General features: G+C 41.5%; 19 protein-coding genes. 4 read left to right on the top strand and 15 right to left on the bottom strand.

The features are described from left to right. Positions 1-12: 12 nt before the first annotated feature. Positions 13-300 (top strand): cytosolic protein, encoded by a 288-nt coding sequence (locus ACQKMF_RS13500; protein ID WP_397315510.1) that lies wholly within the window; start codon positions 13-15, stop codon positions 298-300. A gap of 31 nt (positions 301-331) precedes the next feature. Here ACQKMF_RS13500 and ACQKMF_RS13495 read toward each other — a convergent pair whose 3' ends face one another. Continuing rightward, positions 332-607, bottom strand: coding sequence for a YutD family protein (locus ACQKMF_RS13495; protein WP_427573641.1), 276 nt, complete (start codon positions 605-607; stop codon positions 332-334). Positions 608-720: 113 nt separating this feature from the next. Between ACQKMF_RS13495 and ACQKMF_RS13490 the strand changes: the two genes are divergently transcribed. Beyond that, positions 721-1,383, top strand: a complete 663-nt coding sequence (locus tag ACQKMF_RS13490; RefSeq protein ID WP_101223645.1) for a YhcN/YlaJ family sporulation lipoprotein — start codon at positions 721-723, stop codon at positions 1,381-1,383. 38 nt (positions 1,384-1,421) lie between these two features. Here ACQKMF_RS13490 and lipA read toward each other — a convergent pair whose 3' ends face one another. Continuing rightward, positions 1,422-2,336 carry a lipoyl synthase gene (gene lipA, locus ACQKMF_RS13485; RefSeq protein WP_063234033.1) on the bottom strand — a complete coding sequence of 305 codons (915 nt, stop codon included), beginning with the start codon at positions 2,334-2,336 and terminating at the stop codon, positions 1,422-1,424. A 187-nt stretch (positions 2,337-2,523) separates the two neighbouring features. Here lipA and ACQKMF_RS13480 point away from each other — a divergent pair, with 187 nt between their 5' ends. Both ACQKMF_RS13480 and yunB read left to right on the top strand, forming a co-directional pair. Further along, a complete protein-coding gene (locus tag ACQKMF_RS13480) occupies positions 2,524-3,513 on the top strand; it encodes a M23 family metallopeptidase (protein WP_397315513.1) in 990 nt (329 codons plus the stop codon). Between the two features lie 86 nt (positions 3,514-3,599). Further along, positions 3,600-4,349, top strand: coding sequence for a sporulation protein YunB (gene yunB, locus ACQKMF_RS13475; RefSeq protein ID WP_101223646.1), 750 nt, complete (start codon positions 3,600-3,602; stop codon positions 4,347-4,349). Positions 4,350-4,371: 22 nt separating this feature from the next. Here the strand turns inward: yunB and ACQKMF_RS13470 are convergent, their stop codons facing one another. The 13 genes from ACQKMF_RS13470 to ACQKMF_RS13410 form a co-directional block, all read right to left on the bottom strand. Further along, entirely contained in the window at positions 4,372-5,469 is a 1,098-nt protein-coding gene (locus tag ACQKMF_RS13470; RefSeq protein ID WP_427573638.1) for an HD-GYP domain-containing protein, read from the bottom strand. Positions 5,470-5,645: 176 nt separating this feature from the next. Beyond that, positions 5,646-5,948 (bottom strand): YunC family protein, encoded by a 303-nt coding sequence (locus tag ACQKMF_RS13465; RefSeq protein WP_101223648.1) that lies wholly within the window; start codon positions 5,946-5,948, stop codon positions 5,646-5,648. A gap of 61 nt (positions 5,949-6,009) precedes the next feature. Continuing rightward, the gene (locus tag ACQKMF_RS13460; protein WP_427573636.1) at positions 6,010-7,395 is read right to left on the bottom strand and encodes a bifunctional metallophosphatase/5'-nucleotidase; all 1,386 of its coding nucleotides are present in this window, start codon (positions 7,393-7,395) and stop codon (positions 6,010-6,012) included. 16 nt (positions 7,396-7,411) lie between these two features. Continuing rightward, positions 7,412-8,239, bottom strand: a complete 828-nt coding sequence (locus tag ACQKMF_RS13455) for a sulfite exporter TauE/SafE family protein (RefSeq protein WP_427573634.1) — start codon at positions 8,237-8,239, stop codon at positions 7,412-7,414. A gap of 84 nt (positions 8,240-8,323) precedes the next feature. Beyond that, positions 8,324-9,172, bottom strand: a complete 849-nt coding sequence (locus tag ACQKMF_RS13450; RefSeq protein ID WP_427573767.1) for a DUF72 domain-containing protein — start codon at positions 9,170-9,172, stop codon at positions 8,324-8,326. Positions 9,173-9,367: 195 nt separating this feature from the next. Beyond that, entirely contained in the window at positions 9,368-10,765 is a 1,398-nt protein-coding gene (gene sufB / locus ACQKMF_RS13445; protein WP_034310152.1) for a Fe-S cluster assembly protein SufB, read from the bottom strand. Between the two features lie 55 nt (positions 10,766-10,820). After that, on the bottom strand, positions 10,821-11,249 hold the full coding sequence (gene sufU / locus ACQKMF_RS13440) for a Fe-S cluster assembly sulfur transfer protein SufU (RefSeq protein WP_034310148.1): 429 nt from the start codon (positions 11,247-11,249) through the stop codon (positions 10,821-10,823). After that, a complete protein-coding gene (locus ACQKMF_RS13435) occupies positions 11,239-12,468 on the bottom strand; it encodes a cysteine desulfurase (RefSeq protein WP_101223652.1) in 1,230 nt (409 codons plus the stop codon). The genes sufU and ACQKMF_RS13435 overlap by 11 nt, the downstream gene beginning before the upstream one ends. Then, positions 12,468-13,769 (bottom strand): Fe-S cluster assembly protein SufD, encoded by a 1,302-nt coding sequence (gene sufD / locus ACQKMF_RS13430; RefSeq protein ID WP_101223653.1) that lies wholly within the window; start codon positions 13,767-13,769, stop codon positions 12,468-12,470. Before sufD ends, ACQKMF_RS13435 begins: the two co-directional genes overlap by 1 nt. A gap of 15 nt (positions 13,770-13,784) precedes the next feature. Continuing rightward, positions 13,785-14,570, bottom strand: a complete 786-nt coding sequence (gene sufC / locus ACQKMF_RS13425; protein WP_101223654.1) for a Fe-S cluster assembly ATPase SufC — start codon at positions 14,568-14,570, stop codon at positions 13,785-13,787. A gap of 1,369 nt (positions 14,571-15,939) precedes the next feature. Continuing rightward, positions 15,940-16,776: a MetQ/NlpA family ABC transporter substrate-binding protein gene (locus ACQKMF_RS13420; RefSeq protein WP_101223655.1), complete on the bottom strand. Its 837-nt coding sequence runs from the start codon at positions 16,774-16,776 to the stop codon at positions 15,940-15,942. 15 nt (positions 16,777-16,791) lie between these two features. Continuing rightward, positions 16,792-17,460 carry a methionine ABC transporter permease gene (locus tag ACQKMF_RS13415; RefSeq protein WP_101223656.1) on the bottom strand — a complete coding sequence of 223 codons (669 nt, stop codon included), beginning with the start codon at positions 17,458-17,460 and terminating at the stop codon, positions 16,792-16,794. Then, positions 17,453-18,487 carry a methionine ABC transporter ATP-binding protein gene (locus ACQKMF_RS13410; protein WP_101223657.1) on the bottom strand — a complete coding sequence of 345 codons (1,035 nt, stop codon included), beginning with the start codon at positions 18,485-18,487 and terminating at the stop codon, positions 17,453-17,455. Before ACQKMF_RS13410 ends, ACQKMF_RS13415 begins: the two co-directional genes overlap by 8 nt. Positions 18,488-18,620 lie beyond the last annotated feature (133 nt).

The raw sequence follows: 18,620 nt of genomic DNA, 5'->3' as shown, positions 1-18,620 counted from the left end.
GGGGGGATTATCTTGGACAAAGAAGAATACCACGATTTTTCCAATGTCGAAAAACAGAGGGATTATTTAATTCCTGAAGAATTTCCCGAAGGACCTTTTGGATCAGCCATTGCAAAAGATGCACCAGTCCAGAATAAAAACACACCGTGGCAGGAAGGGCAACGATATCAAAGTGCCTTCAATTATGAAAATAAATCGTTGCATGAAGGCTTACCTCGACAATATCCTGGTGCTCATCCGACACATGATGATCCAGAAAAAGATGAACAGCCTCCATATAAAGGATATGGTAACTCTTAACGTGGAAGGGCCAGAGTGAATTCTGGCCTTTTTATTTCTTTACTTTCTTCACGACGAAATAAGGACAGCCAAAATTGCAGTATTCATATAAATATTCACTAAGCGTGCTTATCTTTGTATCGAAGGTCGCTTTCTGATTGGAATCATCAAAAAATCCACGCAGCCTCAATTGTCCGTAACCCCAATCCCCTACTATATAATCATATTTCGTTAAAATCTCACTGTATCTGGCTTTAAACGCATCTTCGTTATAGCCTTCCCTTTCATCCTCAATTATTTCGTAGGTCATGTTATTGATGGTAATCATTGTTTTCACCTCTCATAAATACATTTCTTCTTTAAATTATAACTGATTCCCCATCAATTACTAAGCGAAAAATAGAGAAATATGTTCATCCTAAAGTTACGGGGGTGTTATTGATGAAAAAAACGATAATAACGATAGGTTTAAGCTCGATTATTGCACTAACCGGATGTGCTGATAAAGAAAAAGACCAGGGGCTCGGTGCAAAAAACAATGCAGGCAACCCAACAAACGTAAATAATCCAACTCAATATTATGATGAGGATTATCGTAATAATGACAACAAAAGTGATGATTTTGGTTTTACTCGCACCAATAGTGCAACCATTGACGGCCGTAACATTTCCAACAAAGCTGCTTCCATTGACCGTGAACAATTGTCTGATGTCATTTCAAAACTTAGTGTTCAGATTCCAAATGTCAATGACGCCGCTACACTCGTTACTGATGAGGAAGTACTTGTCGTATATGATACCAATGACAAGGATCGGACGGAAACCGCCGACCAAGTTAAACGTACCGCCATGTCCGTCGTGCCTCGCTACTATCATGTCTACGTCAGTGATGATTATCAAAACCTTGCCCAAGATGTCGAAAATTTCGCTACAGTGAAATCCGGCAGCAAAGGGATTGACTATACGATCGAACAAACGATCAAAGAAATGCTGAAATCGCCTCAAGGATACAAAATGAGTGACACAGAAAATGAAAATGGAGAAATGGTTAACGATAAAAGAGATCATCATGATAACATCCATCAAAAAATGGATAACCGTTGAATAAAAAAGGACCGAATTTTTTTCGGTCCTTTATTTCTCTATTTCAATAATTCTTCACCTTTGTTTTGCTTATGTTTAGCCGCAGCATTAACTTGTTCATCAGCATGGTAGGATGAACGGACAAGCGGACCGGATTCACAATGGCTGAAGCCTTTTTCCAATGCACGTTCTTTCAGTTCGGCAAATTCCTCAGGCGTATAGTATTTCAGCACCTTTAAATGTTTTTTAGTCGGCTGTAAATACTGGCCGATTGTCATGATATCGACATTATTAGCCCTTAGGTCATCCATGGTCTCAAGGATTTCCTCCCGCGTTTCACCCAGACCTACCATTAAACTGGATTTTGTCGGGATTTCCGGATACAGTTCCTTGGCTCTTCTTAAAAGCTCCAAAGAACGTTCGTACTTGGCCTGAGCCCGTACACGGTCGGATAAACTTCTGACAGTCTCTATATTATGGTTAAGGATATCTGGTTTAGCATCCATCAATGTCTTGATATTTTCAAACACCCCGCCCATATCAGACGGTAATACTTCAATAGAAGTAAATGGATTTTTGCGACGGATCGCACGGACTGTTTCAGCGAAAACTTCAGCGCCTCCATCCTTTAAATCATCACGGGCAACAGCTGTAATGACGACATGTTTTAAATTCATCAAAACAACGGAATCGGCAACACGCTCAGGTTCAGCCCAGTCCAATTCATTCGGACGTCCAGTTGTAACAGCACAAAAACGGCATGCCCTTGTACAGATTTCACCTAAGATCATGAAAGTAGCCGTTCTTCTCACTGCCCAGCATTCGTGAATATTCGGACATTTAGCCTCTTCACAGACTGTATGAAGATTTTTCTCACGCATCATATTTTTTAAACCGAGGTAATTTTCGTTTGTATTAAGCTTTATTTTCAACCAATCTGGTTTACGAAGAATTTCTTTATTTGTAGAAGACATGAAAATGCCACTCCATTCTATAGAAATTAACACACCCTACTTTAACAATAAAAAAGCATTTATACAAGTTATAGTTGGTTTCCCATTATTTATTTTTCATGTTTATAGCTAAATCAGTAAAACTATAAAAGATGGATGGACTGATGTATTTTAATTACGGAGAATGTCATGAAAGGAGCCTGCCCCGTTGAATAAATTATTCCTTCTTACCATAACTTGTTTGTTAATTTTGAATGCACCAGGCCAAGTGGCTGATGCTGCCGATACCCCAGATGCTTATCCCGGGAGAATGGAGCTATATAAAAATATGGAGGCTACTCTCCAAATCCCGTGGTATTACCTTGCTGGAGCAGATCAATATGAGCATAGCCTCAGGGCTGCACGAAGGGACTTAGAGCCGGCAAAGGGTTTAATAGGCATCCACATCGAGCCTTCAAAGTGGAGCGGGGCCCTCAATCCTGACTTAAATGACGTGAACCCGCTCACGATCACATTTTTTGACGGATTGGGCCAGGATGGAAATGGTGATGGAAAAGCAGATATCAATAATGATACCGATCGATTGTATGCTTTTTCGAAGCATCTCCAATCTTATGGTGCAGATGAAGATAATATCCGGATCGGCTTGTGGGATTATTATAAACGAGATAAAGCAGTCAGCATCATTATCGGCAATGCCGAGATTTATAAGAAATATGGCCGGTTGGATTTACATGAAAAGGCCTTCCCTGTTCCAGTACGGACTCATTATACGTACTTGAATACATGGGGAAGCGCTCGTGGATGGGGCGGAAGGAGAATCCATGAGGGCACTGATATTTTTGCCGATTATAGCCTTCCCGTTCGTTCCACCAGCTATGGAATCATCGAGATGAAAGGCTGGAATAAATTCGGCGGTTGGAGGATAGGGATACGGGATTTAAATAATACCTATCATTACTTTGCCCATTTAAGCGGCTTTGCCAAAGGGTTGAAAGTCGGACAAATCGTCGAGCCCGGACAAGTCATCGGAGGTGTCGGCAGTACAGGTTACGGTCCTCCGGGAACTTCGGGAAAATTCCCTCCGCATCTTCATTACGGGATGTACAAAGACAATGGAATCACAGAATGGAGCTTTGATCCTTACCCTTATTTAAAATTATGGGAAAGGAAAGATTTGGCTAAAAAGCGAAAGTGAGCGGCGTGAATTTTACGCTGCTTTTTTTTGATTTCAACATAAACCCCTGAACTTGATGCATAGGTATTAGTAAAGGGGGCTAAAGCGTGTTCCGAAAAAGATTTCGACCGAAGAAATTCCGAAAAAAGGGGCCTCTTCCCACCCGAAAAGTATTTCTCTATTCATTCATCCTGTTTATCATATCAAGCATCATGACTCTTTGGTACGTGGACAAATCAATCGAACCCGTGATCATGAGTGTAGCCGAATATGAAATCAAACGGATTGCAACGGAAACGATTCATGAATCGGTTGATGAAAATATAGCCAAGGTCGATATGAACAAAATCATCACCAACAATAAGGGTGGTAAGGACTCCAGTTCCTCCTATAGCTTCAATCCGGTCATATACAGTGAATTGCGGGCTAACATAACGAAGGATATTCAAAAGAAACTTGGCATCAAACAGGGAAATCCTTTTAAAACAGGTTCAGCCAAAATAAACGATGAACAATATAAAAGTGTGGTCTATTATATACCATTTGGTGTTGTGACCGGGAATAACCTCCTTTCCAATTACGGACCAGAAATCCCAGTGAAAATGTCGGTCATCGGGAATGTTGAATCGGATTTGAGGACAAAACTGACAAACGCAGGCATCAATAATGTTTATTATGAATTGATTGTGGATTTTGATGTCAATATTCAAATCGTCATCCCCTCTTTCACAAAGGAGACCAAGGTGAGTCAGGAAGTGACGGTCGGAAGCCTGTTGATCGAAGGTGATGTTCCAAGTTATTTTAGTAACGGCAACGGTTCGGTGGCACCTGCGATCATGAAGGAAAACAAGGAATGACAAAACCAGCTTATCCTTGGGGTTAGGCTGGTTCTTGTATATTTAGACATTTCATGATAAGCAAATGCAGGTTTTTATTCAAGTCCACTTCATAGGGCTCTTTTATCCGCTCCCCATCTTCTTCCAGTATCCTTATCATGGGGCGGTCCCCAATCCCCTCATTTTGAGCGGATACTACTCCTTTCCTTCCATCATTCAATTCTACTGATAGACCATTAGGATAAATGGCAACCGCCCGGCGGAAAGCCTCGATGATCGTATTGTCGAACTTTTTCCCGACTCCGGCATAAAGAACTTCCAAACCCTGATGCGGCAGCATGGCCTTACGGTAAACCCGATTGGAAGTAACGGCATCAAACACATCGGCAACGGCAATGATCTTGCCGAAATAATGGATTTCATCCCCCTTTATCCCACGGGGATATCCAGATCCATCTAACCTTTCATGATGCTGATAGGCACAATTCGCAACTAAAAGTGAAACGGTATGAACATTTTTGATTAGATGAAATCCGTAATCGGCATGTTTTTGGATTTGTTCAAACTCCTTTTCCGTCAGTTTGCCGGGTTTATGGAGGATTTCCAAAGGCACGAGCATTTTGCCGACATCATGTAAAATCGCCCCCAGCCCAAGAATTTCAAGATTCTTATTATTGATATTCAATTCCATCCCGATCGCCAGGGTATATAAGGTCACATTGAAGGAATGAGTAAAGATATAGTCATCGTATGTATAAACGTCGGCCAATAAAGTCATTAACTCCTTATTCCTTTTCAGCTCGTCCATGATGTTCCGGACTATTTGAGTGAACTTGACGTTAGCCTGCTCTATCGTGAATGATCCATCAAGGTTCATTTTGTTCTTTATGTCCAGGAAAGTGGTTTCAATCGTATTAACGGCTTCTCTTCTAAGTTTCCCGGACACTGGGGGCATTGGAATGATGTCATCCGTCCTGGAATCTTGAATGTAAACAAAGGGTATATTAAGGGACACCAGTCGATTGATCATTTTCTGCGTTAATGTAAGGCCCTCGCACAATAGGACATGGCCCCGCTCATTATAGATGTTTTTACCGAGCCTTGCTCCAGGGCTTAGGGACTTTGTAATAGCTAGCCTCATACTTGTACCCCATCTCCCCATTAAATATTTGTAAATCGAACCGTTTCTTTCCTTTATAAAGATTATCGGAAAATATTTTGATAAATGAATCTGTTTGAATATATTTATTGAAAAAATATCAGCATTTTAAAATAAAAAAATAAGGCCCCCTTCTAAAAAAAAGAAAGCCCACCTTTTCAAATCATTTTGATTAATGCCTCTTTACCAATCATTCCCGGATGAATGCCCTTTTCCACAGCCTCCCAGGTAACCGATTCAAGCGGCGCTTCCAATAACTCTTCAATCGATTTAACTCCTGTAGCCCTCCCTGCAAGGATTTTACGATGTTTCAATTTATCATTCAGCAGTCCAACATCTAACGCACCGCACATTATATACCCTTTTTCGGACGCGACAGCAAGTAAATTCGTTTTCGGCAGTCGGACAGAAATGGCTAGGAATGTATGATTATCAAGAATTATTGGGATCATGTTAATCAATTGGTTTCGCCCCTTCCTTCCCCATACTTTATGAAAAAAAGGGCAAAACCGTGATTTCGTATCAGGGGTTAGTGTATATTTTTTTCAGCTTCCATAAAAGGATATCCCGTAAGAATTCTGGCAGTAAGTATTCCTTGCGATTGGAGCGCTGGATACTTGGAAAGAAGTGCCCGAACGTGAACATATCAGGTATGGCCAGTTTATAGGACTTATCCGCCTGCAGTTTCTCTCCTTTTATAAGAATCCCTTTTACGATACCATTCTCCATTTCGTTAAATTCAATTTGATCATAATGCATGACTCCCATTATGTTTCCGCGGAAACCGAAACCTTTCACCTGAATATGTGGCCATTCCGCATTTCTCGATTGCATTAAGATTTCTTTTAATTCATTCCCACTAACTTCAACGACGCAAGGGTTGATGGGATGTGGACAGATTCTGTGAATATCCCCTTTTGTGACAGGACCGTCCGGCAGCCCTTCAAGCAGGAGGCCTGCATTCAAAAAGGAACAATCCGCCTGACTCCACTCCCTTAGGGCCTCCCCTAGGATTTCCGTCAAAGGACTTACTTTGAACCAATCATTATCCAGTGCTTTTGGTAAGTCCACTTCAACCTGTTTTAGCGTTTCCCCTCCGGCCTGGTATAACTCTTCAATCCATGACCGTTCATTCTCCAATTCCAAAAAGTCATTGGTATCATAAAGAATGGCACTCTTCTGGCTAATTTCCCTTTCCTGATTGACGGTCATTTCCACCTGTCCAACAAAGAAGCCATATTTCCCGGCACCGCAAAGGAGTGTGTCATTGATCAATCTCCCCTGGTGGAGAATGTGGTGAGTATGCGCGCCAAGTATGATGTCAATCTCCGGAAAGTCCTCTGCCATCCTCTCATCATCATGGATGCCCAGGTGGGAAAGGATGATGATTACATCCGCCTCTGTTTTGACCCTTTCAAGCTGTGCCTTTAACTCCACGAACGGTTCTGTTATTTCCCAGCCCATCGCAGAGTAAAACTTTTGAAAAAAGGCTGTCAAACCTATCAGGGCGATCTTGGTACCTTTTACCGTTGTATGTATCCAATATGGCAGCGCCCATTCCGGCCTTTCATTATCACTGTAATAAATATTGGCTGCCAAGACCTTGAACCTTGCATGATCATATAAGGAGTCTAACGCATCATGAGGTAAAGTGATCCCTTCATTATTGCCGATGGTCACATATTGGTAGCCCGCTTCATTCAGCAGCTCAATATTGCCTTTACCTAACGTACCTTCTGTATATGGATGCCAGCGGTCCACATGATCGCCTATATCCAGTATGATCGCTTCTTCTCCCGTTTCTTGATGAAGTTTTCTTCTTTCTTTAAGAAACTTATCAATACGAGGCCAATTCTCAAAATGACTATGGAGATCATTGGTGTGATATAAATGAATGATTTCTGACATCATTTCTCCTCCTCGTTTATCCTGTAATACCTTGGTATATAAGACGTAAACCAATGATTATCAGCACTATTTTCAACATATTTTCCAGCGACGCACTCTTTAGGCGCGTATTGATGAATGCGCCCAATTTAGCACCGAACCATGCACCCGGAATCAGGGCAAAAGCATATGGCCAATTAACATTTCCAAGGGAAATATGGGTAATCGAATTAGTGATGGATGATAAAAATACCATGAACATCGAAGTCGCTACAGCCATATGCGGAGGGAAGAAGAAAAGTAGCATCATGACGGGAACCATTAAGGCCCCACCGCCAATTCCAAATAATCCGGAGCTGAATCCCACGACAAAGGAAATCAATACAGCTAACATGGGGTGATAACCATAAGAAAATGAATGTCCATTTTCAGTTTCATACGTTTTCACCATTTTCCCTTTTCCAGGCTTGAAAAGCATTGGCTTCAAACGATTTTTCACTAATAACACAATGGCCATGAAAACCATGAAAATACCAAAATACAATGAAAAAGCTTCGGCGTTAAGATTTTTATTCACATATGCCCCTATTATTCCACCAGGCGCACTGCCAATAAAAAAGATTAAGCCGGCCTTATAATCCACCACTTTATGTTTTAAATAAGATAAAGTAGAAGATAAGCCGGTAAAAATCATGATTACGGTTGAAACACCTACAGCGACCTGAGGAGTCAGCTCATCGATAATATTTGTAGATGTACCTAAATATAAAAGAGAAGGCACAATGATGATGCCGCCTCCAAGACCGACAAGAGCGCCGATCGCTCCCGCAAATAATCCAATACCCACTAATACTAACCATACCATGTAGAAATCCGCCTTTACCTGTTTGTGAGGATATAACCTCTACTAGTTGTCACAATATCTCTTTATTTAATTATATATATCCTCTTAAAACAAACCAAGCTGCTTAGGAGCCAGTCCTTCATATTCTATACCAAGCAACTCAATCATTTGTTTGGCATTATCGGAGGCATCTCCGCCTGAATTATTATTGAACAGGACATATATATCCTTGGATTCCTTTTCCAATATCCTGATTTTCTCCACCCATTCAGTCAATTCCTGCTGATTATATCGATATAAGTACCTGACCTCACGCCAATTATCACCCGAAGAAGGCCTTTGCCAACCATGCAGGTTACGGCCATGAAAGCGTATCAGGGTTTTATCTTTATCGGTGGCCTGCAAAACGACTGGAATGGATCCCTCTCCAGCCTGAGGCTCATCGCATACAGTATGGATCCAGCCTTCCTTTTCGATAAAATCCAAAGTTTGCTGGACTACGTTAGATCTGTACCAGCTTTGATTCCGAAATTCTATGGCCGCTGGGATATCGCCCATTTCAGATTTGCACCATCGCAGGTAATTTACATTTTCACGTTTACAATCAAACCATGGCGGAAACTGAAATAAGACCATCGCGAGCTTTCCGGACTTCTGATAAGCCTCCAGAGAGTCGCAAAATGCCTTGAACATTTCCTTCTTACTTTCAAATGGGATTTCCCCACGCTGATGTCCTGTCATCCCTTGATAAGCTTTAACGACAAACTGGAATGATGCAGGCGTCTCGGATACCCACTTTTCACTGTTCCTCTTTGGCTGGACTGCATAAAAAGAGGCATCCACCTCCACAATGGGAAAATGAGCTCCGTACTCTTTAAGCTTATCACGTTGGGACACACCACCATGATACAAACTATCATGATCTCCCCAACCGGTCACACCAACATAGATCATCTGCATCATCACTCCTTCGGGACTGGCCCCATTTCCTGACTTCTATTGTTATTTTTACCCTTATTGAGCCATATCTAATCTTTGGTATAAAGGTGACGGAGACGGATGTCAAAACAAAAAGCCTGCCAGACAGACCCGGCAGGCTTTTGTATGAATGGTTATTCTAAATCGCCTTACAGGCAGGCCAGTCGGTCATTATCCGATGGAGCCTTCCATTTCGAACTTGATCAGACGGTTCATTTCAACCGCATATTCCATTGGAAGTTCTTTTGTAAATGGTTCGATGAAGCCCATTACGATCATTTCCGTTGCTTCTTGCTCAGAAATTCCGCGGCTCATCAAGTAGAACAATTGTTCTTCTGATACTTTGGAAACCTTCGCTTCGTGTTCAAGGGAAATGTTATCGTTCAAGATTTCATTGTAAGGGATTGTATCGGATGTAGACTGATTATCCATGATTAATGTATCACATTCAATGTTGGAACGAGCTCCATCCGCTTTACGTCCGAAATGAACGATACCACGGTATGTTACTTTACCGCCCTGTTTAGAAATTGATTTTGAAACAATCGTTGAAGATGTATTTGGCGCTAGGTGAATCATTTTTGCTCCAGCGTCTTGGTGTTGGCCTTTGCCGGCAATGGCAATCGATAATGTCATACCTCGTGCACCTTCACCTTTTAAGATGACAGCAGGGTATTTCATTGTCAGTTTGGAACCGATGTTACCATCAATCCATTCCATTGTTGCGTTTGCGTCACAAACGGCACGTTTCGTAACCAGGTTAAACACGTTGTTTGCCCAGTTTTGGATCGTCGTGTAACGGCAGTAAGCATCTTTCTTGATGACGATTTCGACAACGGCACTATGAAGGGAGTTAGTTGTATAAACAGGAGCTGTACAACCTTCCACATAGTGAACGGATGCGCCTTCATCAACAATGATTAGCGTACGTTCGAATTGACCCATGTTTTCAGAGTTGATCCGGAAATATGCTTGAAGCGGAGTATCCACTTTAACGCCTTTTGGTACATAGATGAAAGATCCACCTGACCAAACTGCCGAGTTCAATGCCGAAAATTTATTGTCAGTTGGCGGAATCGTTTTTCCAAAGTGCTCACGGAAGATATCTTCATTTTCACGAAGTGCTGAGTCCGTATCTTTAAACACGATACCCAAGTCTTCCAATTCTTCTTTCATGCTATGGTAAACCACTTCTGATTCATATTGAGCAGATACGCCAGCAAGGTATTTTTGTTCAGCTTCAGGAATTCCCAATTTATCAAAAGTCTGTTTGATTTCATCAGGAACCTCATCCCAAGACTTCTCTGATTTCTCTGATGGCTTAACATAGTATGTGATTTCATCAAAGTTAAGACTCTGCATGTCGCCGCCCCATTGAGGCATTGGCATGTTGTAAAAATGCTCCAATGATTTCAAACGGAAATCAAGCATCCATTGCGGTTCATCCTTCATTCGAGAAATCTCTTCCACGATTTCTTTTGTCAGACCACGCTTTGAACGGAAAATGGAAACATCTTTATCCGCAAAGCCATATTTATAATCGCCGATATCAGGCATTTTCTTTGCCATAGCTCGTATTCCTCCATTTCAAATGGCTGAATTACAACAGCTCATTTTAATTTAATTATTCCTTCAATCCCTTTTCCATGGCTTTCCAAGCCAGAGTAGCACACTTGATTCGTGCAGGGAATTTGGAAACGCCTTGAAGGGCTTCGATATCCCCAAGGTCCATCTCATCGTCGTATTCTTTTCCCTGAATCATTAAGGAAAAAGTCTCGGACATAGCTAGAGCAGTATCAACGTCTTTGCCCTTAATGGCTTGAGTCATCATGGAAGCTGAACTCATGGATATCGAACAACCATCACCATCGAATTTAACATCGCTGACCTTGCCATCTTCGATTTTCATCGTTAACCGAATCCGATCGCCGCAAGTTGGGTTATTCATATCGATTGTCATGCTTCCATCTTCTAGCATGCCCTTATTACGCGGTTTCTTATAGTGATCCATAATGACTTGACGGTAAAGTGTATCTAGGTTATCAAAAGACATTACTGAAATACTCCTTCGTTTTAACAAGCCCGGACACAAGCTTATCAATATCTTCTTCCGTGTTATATAGATAGAAACTTGCTCTTGCTGTCGCTGATACGTCAAGCCATTTCATTAATGGCTGTGCGCAATGATGACCGGCACGAACAGCAATTCCATCTGCATCAAGAACGGTAGCGACATCATGTGGATGTACGTCATTAATATTAAAGGTAATTACACCCGCACGCTTTTCCGCATCTTTAGGACCGTATATGGTCAGCCCTTCAACTGCTGACATTTTCTCCATTGCATATGCGGCGAGCTTATGTTCATGCCGTTCAATATTATCCAAACCGATTTCTTCCAAGAAATCAATTGCAGCCCCCATGCCGATTGCACCGGCAATGATTGGGGTACCGCCTTCGAATTTCCACGGGAGTTCTTTCCATGTAGACTCATACAAACCTACAAAATCAATCATCTCTCCGCCGAATTCTATCGGTTCCATTTTTTCAAGAAGGTCTTTCTTGCCATATAATACGCCGATACCTGTTGGACCGACCATTTTATGACCTGAGAAGGCAAAGAAATCACAATCCAAATCACGGACATCCACTTTTAGATGCGGCGTGCTCTGTGCCCCGTCGACTACCATAACAGCATTATGATCATGGGCAATTTTTGCAATCTCCTTCACAGGATTGATAACACCAAGTACATTCGAAACCTGCATGATGGATACGATTTTCGTTGCTTCCGTAATTGTAGCCCTCACATCGTCAAGGGAAATCGTGCCATCCTCTTGAAGCGGAATATACTTCAATACAGCGCCCTTTTCTTTGGCAAGCTGCTGCCACGGAATGATATTACTGTGATGCTCCATGTAAGAGATGACGATCTCGTCACCCTCTTTAATATTTGCACCACCGTAACTTCTTGCTACAGTATTCAAAGCAGTCGTTGTGCCTCTGGTAAAGATGATTTCTTCTGTAGAAGAAGCATTAATGAATTTACGTACCTTTTCACGAGCACCTTCATACGCATCCGTAGCTTTTGTTCCTAGTGTATGCACTCCGCGGTGAACATTCGAGTTGTATCCGCGGTAATATTGCTCAATCGCTTCAATCACTGCAGCCGGCTTTTGAGAGGTTGCAGCACTATCTAAATAAACTAATGGCTGACCATTGACTTCTTGATCTAATATTGGAAAAAGCTTACGAATTTCGTATGGGTTCATTACTGTACTTTCCTTTCAATGACCGCTACTAATTGTTTTTTAACTCCCTCAATTGGAAGCTGGTTAACAACAGGGGCCAAGAATCCGTGAATGACAAGTCTTTCTGCTTCTTTCTTTGTAATACCACGGCTCATTAAATAATACAGTTGAAGCGGGTCGACACGGCCGACGGAAGCAGCATGACCAGCCGTTACATCATCTTCATCAATCAAGAGAATCGGATTGGCATCTCCGCGTGCTTTTTCACTTAACATCAAAACGCGTGACTCTTGTTCGGCATTGGCCTTTGTAGCACCATACTCTATTTTCCCAATTCCATTAAAAATGGAGGATGCGGCGTCTTTCATTACACCATGCTTAAGGATATAGCCCTCAGAGCGTTTGCCATAATGAATGATGGCAGTCGTGAAGTTCTGCTTTTGTTCCCCGCGTCCGACTACAACTGTTTTTGTATCTCCGTGAGATCCATCGCCCATTAGATATGTTGTATTATCTGAAATCGTATTTCCGTCGTTCATAAGGCCAAGCGCCCACTCAATACGAGCATCACGTCCTGCCACTCCACGGCGGTTAACGTATGTCGTGAAGCCTTTTGAAAGGGTATCGACCGCTCCGTATTCGACTTTGGCATTCGCATTTGCAAATACTTCCGTTACGATGTTGGCAATCCCTTCGTTAGACTCAACGCTTGAGAAGTAATTCTCTACATATGTGACAGAGCTATTATCTTCCGCTACGATCAAGACATGGTTGAAAAGTGTAGTATCAGGATTATCCAACAGGAATACCGATTGAATCGGCTCTTTGATTTCTACATTTTTCGGAACATAAAGGAATGCCCCCCCATTAACTAATGCAGCATGAAGTGCCGTTAAACGATGTTCATCTATTTTAACGCCATCTTTCATGAAATATTTTTGCACAAGCTCAGCATGGTCACGAGCAGCTGTTAAAATATCTGTAAAGATGACGCCTTGCTCTTTCACGTTTGCTGACAGATTGATATGTGCCGGCGTATTATTGCGTTGAATGTATAAGTTTTCATTTTCTTCAATGATGGATTTAATTTCCTCCGGAAGCTCCTCTAAAGAGGCAAAAGCTTCACTTTCAACCGTATGGTTCTGGAAAGAAGTAAAATTCCATTTATCGATCTTCGTTTTATCCGGCTTGGGCATCGGGAGCTTTTCTAATTCAGAAAACGCTTGAATCCGAAGCTCGGATAGCCAAGCTGGATCATTATTTTTAGTTGAATAGGAGCTTATATCCTCTTGTTCAAACGGTAATTTCGTTTCTGTAGTCATTGCAAATCCTCCTACTTACGCTTCTTCGCCAACAGTTTCGTCTTCAATGCCCAATTCTTGTTTGATCCAATCATAACCTTCCGCTTCCAAGCGGGCAGCAAGTTCAGGACCACCTGATTTTACGACGCGTCCTTGCATCATTACATGTACAAAATCAGGAGTGATGTAATTTAATAGACGTTGGTAGTGAGTGATGATCAAGCATCCAAAGTCTTCTCCGCGCATTTCGTTGATTCCTTTTGAAACGACTTTAAGTGCATCGATATCTAGACCTGAATCAATCTCATCCAAGATTGCAATTTTAGGTTGGATCATCATTAATTGGAGAATCTCGTTGCGTTTTTTCTCTCCGCCAGAGAAACCTTCATTCAAATAGCGTTGCGCCATATCTTCATCCATTTCAAGGAATTCCATTTTTTGATCCATTTGACGGATGAATTTCATCAATGAAATTTCATCGCCTTCTTCACGGCGTGCGTTAATGGAAGAACGTAAGAAGTCAGCATTTGTAACACCGCTGATTTCACTTGGATATTGCATAGCCAGGAATAGACCGACACGAGCGCGCTCGTCGACTTCCATTTCCAATACATCTTCACCATCGAATGAGATGCTTCCGCTCGTTACTTCATATTTAGGGTGACCCATGATCGCTGATGATAAAGTGGATTTACCAGTTCCATTTGGTCCCATGATCGCATGGATTTCTCCACCTTTAACTTCAAGGTTTACCCCTTTTAAAATCTCTTTACCTTCAATTGATACGTGAAGATCTTTAACTGTTAATGTAGAAGCTGACATAATAATACCTCCGTGAACTAATTCCAATTTTATTACCAGAAAGTAAAGATTACTTTCTATCACTATAATTTACGTAAAAGCATTCTCACTTTATTCTCATTCCAATTTTATAACAAATCCAATTTGGAATCAACTAAATAGATAGGGTTTCCACTTCTTCCATGTTAAAAACCTGTCCCAATTCTTACTATACTAACAGATATAGCCTATTTACTGCATAATCATACTTATTTTAGTTTTTGTTAAAATTATCTTATTATTCGGCAAATCTTCGTCCTTATTAATATATGTTCGAAGAATTCGAATGCAAGGTATGAACGTTCCGCTTTAAAAAGAAAAAAATCGGACTGTCAGGCATTATGTAAGTTTATCCAATAAGGAAACCCTTATTTTATGGACCACTTTCCATTTTACCTCTACAGACCGATCTTTTAAAGAATTCTTTTATATGCTTAGCCGTGAATTTTGCGTTGTAGGTCCTGGACCATTTTGTTGCACTTTACATGTTCCCTATCCCGTTCTTTCTCGACCTCGATACGGAGGTCTAAGTTTCTACTGTACTCACTGTAGCCAATCCCATGTGAAGACTGCATCGCCTTTTCCATTTCGCTTGTTACATTTAAATCCAGAGTATTGATAGTGAACCATCCTTTCAAATTTGTGTATCATTTTTTTACCTGCATTATCTCTATACCCTTTCCTTTCCTGATTAAACATGAAATGAATTAAATTAAGCCGCAGACTAAAACAAACTGGATCATCAATGAGTTTGTACAGTTTTTTAGGTTTTTAGGTTTCAAAATTTGAACGTTACTTTCCACTTCAGGCACTAGCTTTCCGCGGGCGGTCCGGAAGCCTCCTCGGTGCTTTTGCGCCTGCGGGGTCTCCCTTGACTCGCTTTTCCCGCAGGAGTCTCGTACCTTCCGTTCCATTCCACTAAGACTAAACAATCAGATAGGCAAAGTGCCTCACTTCTCTAAGCACGGAAAAAAATTATGAGCGACGCACTATGTGAAAGCTGAATGGACAAACCAGCTCGCTTATTCATTTATGCGTCAGAAGACCGTAACGGATTTGTGTTGGGACGATAGTAATAACCGGAAATACTCGTATTAAGAGCCTCTGATTGAACAAGTGATTAAGAAAGCTGGAAAACCTGAATCTGTTGACGCAGATTCCGCAACCATGGCTATGTGTAATATGAGCGTTTTGGTTGTTATCTCTGCCCATCGGCACTCAACAACAAATAAAGAGGGCAATTATCGGTTCAAATCCAATATAAAAACAAAAAGGTTTCGGAATGAGATCATTCCGAAACCTTTTTGTTTTTAAACTGCGGCCTGAGTTAAATCAGGTTGCCATTCTTGAATTATTTATCCGCCGGTACAACTGCACCTTTGTATTCTTCAAGAATGAAATCTTGAATTTCTTTAGAATGCAATACTTCTACAAGCGCTTTTATTGCTTCTTTATTTTCGTCACCTTTGTTTACGGCAATGACATTCACATATGGTGATTCCGAATCTTCAATCGCAATCGAATCTTCAAGCGGATTCAAACCGGCATCAATTGCATAGTTGGAGTTGATCAAGACTGCATCGCCTTCGCCACTCTCATAAATTTTAGGAAGCAGGGCCGCTTCATAATCAGCATCGAATTTAAGGTTTTTCTTATTTTCAACGATGTCTTTAGTTGTAGCCGTCGTTTTATCGACGCCTTCTTTCAAAGTGATCAGGCCATTCTTTTCCAAAAGGGATAAAGCGCGCCCATGATCAGCAACAGAGCTGCTCATAATAATTGTTGCGCCTTCCGGAAGTTTATCAATGCTTTTATATTTTTGTGAATATAGAGCAATCGGCTCGATATGGATTCCGCCAGCATTAACGAAGTCATATCCATTTTCTTTAATTTGCCCCTCTAAATATGGAATATGTTGGAAATAGTTAGCATCCAATTCCTTATCATTCAACGCCTTATTCGGTAAAACATAGTCCTGGAAAGTTTCGATTTCCAATTCGATTCCTTTTTCTTTAAGAAGCGGCTTAGCTTTCTCAAGGATTTCAGCATGAGGAACATTGGATGCCCCTACAACTATTTTCTTCGATTCTTTCTCCGTATCACTGCCGCTTTTATCCTTTTCACTTCCACAAGCAGCCAAAGCGATAGACAACACTAAAATTAATGCAAATCCTAAAAACTTTTTCATCCTATTCATCTCCCTTTATCTTTTGTCCAATTTAGATGTAATCACATCTCCAATAATTTGAATTATGAAGACGATAATTAGAATAACGATGGTCGCCACTAGTGTAACGTCATTTTGATTTCTTTGATATCCGTCCAAATAGGCTAGATTACCAAGCCCGCCTGCGCCGATGACCCCGGCCATTGCGGTATATCCAACCAATGCAATCGATGTTACCGTAATCCCGGAAATAAGGGCAGGCATTGACTCTGGAAGAAGGACCTTCCAAATGATTGTGCTCGTTTTTGCTCCCATCGATTTAGCGGCTTCAATTACACCTTTATCGATTTCACGAAGGCCGATTTCTACCATACGCGCATAAAATGGTGCCGCACCGATAATAAGTGCCGGCAGTGCAGCGTTCTCTCCGATCATGGAACCGACTAGCGCTTTAGTGAAAGGAATGAGCAGCACGATCAAAATAAGAAATGGAATGGAACGGAAAATATTGACGACAGCACTCATGATCCCGTTGACTGCCCGGTTTTCCCACATATTACCCTTCCCTGTCAGGAACAGGATCAATCCTAATATTATGCCTATAAAAAAGGTTGCCACTACAGAGACGCTTGTCATGTAAAGCGTTTCCCTCGTAGCTTCAATAATGTCTTCCCAATCAACATTCGGCAATAATTCTTCAAGCATGAGTAATCACCTCCACGCCTACCTGCTGTGCTTTAATGAATTCGATTGCGCGGAGCATTTCATCCTCAGTGCCATCAAGATGGATAAACAATGTTCCATATGAACCGCTTCTTGTTTGGGATATCTTACCTTGAACGATATTGACATCCAACTCGAAGTTACGTACAAGCTTGGTGATCAACGGGCTTTCGGCATGATCGCCTACAAAGGTCAATTGAATCACTTTGCCTGCAGGATAGCGTTCGAGCAAATGGTCCATCGTTTCTTTCGTTTCTTCCGGTTCCGTTACCTGTTGCACGAAACGCTTTGTCATTTGTTCTTTAGGGTTCTTGAAAACATCCAGGACAGGTCCCTGTTCAACAACTTGCCCACTTTCCATCACGGCGACGCGATGGCAGATTTTGCGGATCACATGCATTTCATGTGTTATCAGGACGATCGTCAACCCCAAACGCTGATTGATGTCAACAAGCAATTCGAGTATGGAGTCGGTAGTCTGCGGATCCAAGGCAGAAGTCGCTTCATCACACAGCAGCACTTTAGGGTCATTTGCCAGAGCCCTGGCTATTCCCACCCTTTGCTTTTGCCCTCCGCTTAATTGTGATGGATAGGCCTTTTCCCTGCCTTCCAATCCGACTAACTTGATCAATTCGTTCACACGCTTGGTTCGTTCAGGTTTAGAAACTCCTGCAATTTCCAATGGGAAAGATATATTCTCCTGAACGGTCCTCGACCATAATAAATTGAAATGTTGGAAAATCATGCTGATTTCTTGACGGGCCTTGCGGAGCTGAGCCCCTTTAATTTTTGAAATTTCCTTCTCAGCAACTACAACGGATCCCTCTGTTGGTGTTTCCAATCCATTGAGCATTCTGATCAAAGTACTTTTCCCCGCTCCACTGTAACCGATGATACCGAAAATCTCGCCTTTATTTATTTCAACATTCACATTATTTACAGCCTTGATTGTCTCACTGTTTCCTTTTCCTGTTCGGAACAGCTTACTGACTTTCGTCAATGTAATCATTAACCCTCACCTCTTTTATCCAATAAAACCTATGAACTTAGTTGATTTCTCTACATTATTAGTCTGTTTCTCATATCATGTAAAAGTTTACCCAATTAAAACAGAAAAAACCTTTCTGCATGAGCAGAAAGGC

Origin of the sequence: Peribacillus sp. NPDC101480 (assembly GCF_050277335.1) — a bacterium.
GTDB lineage: Bacteria > Bacillota > Bacilli > Bacillales > DSM-1321 > Peribacillus.
This window is presented reverse-complemented; position numbering and strand designations above follow the sequence as displayed.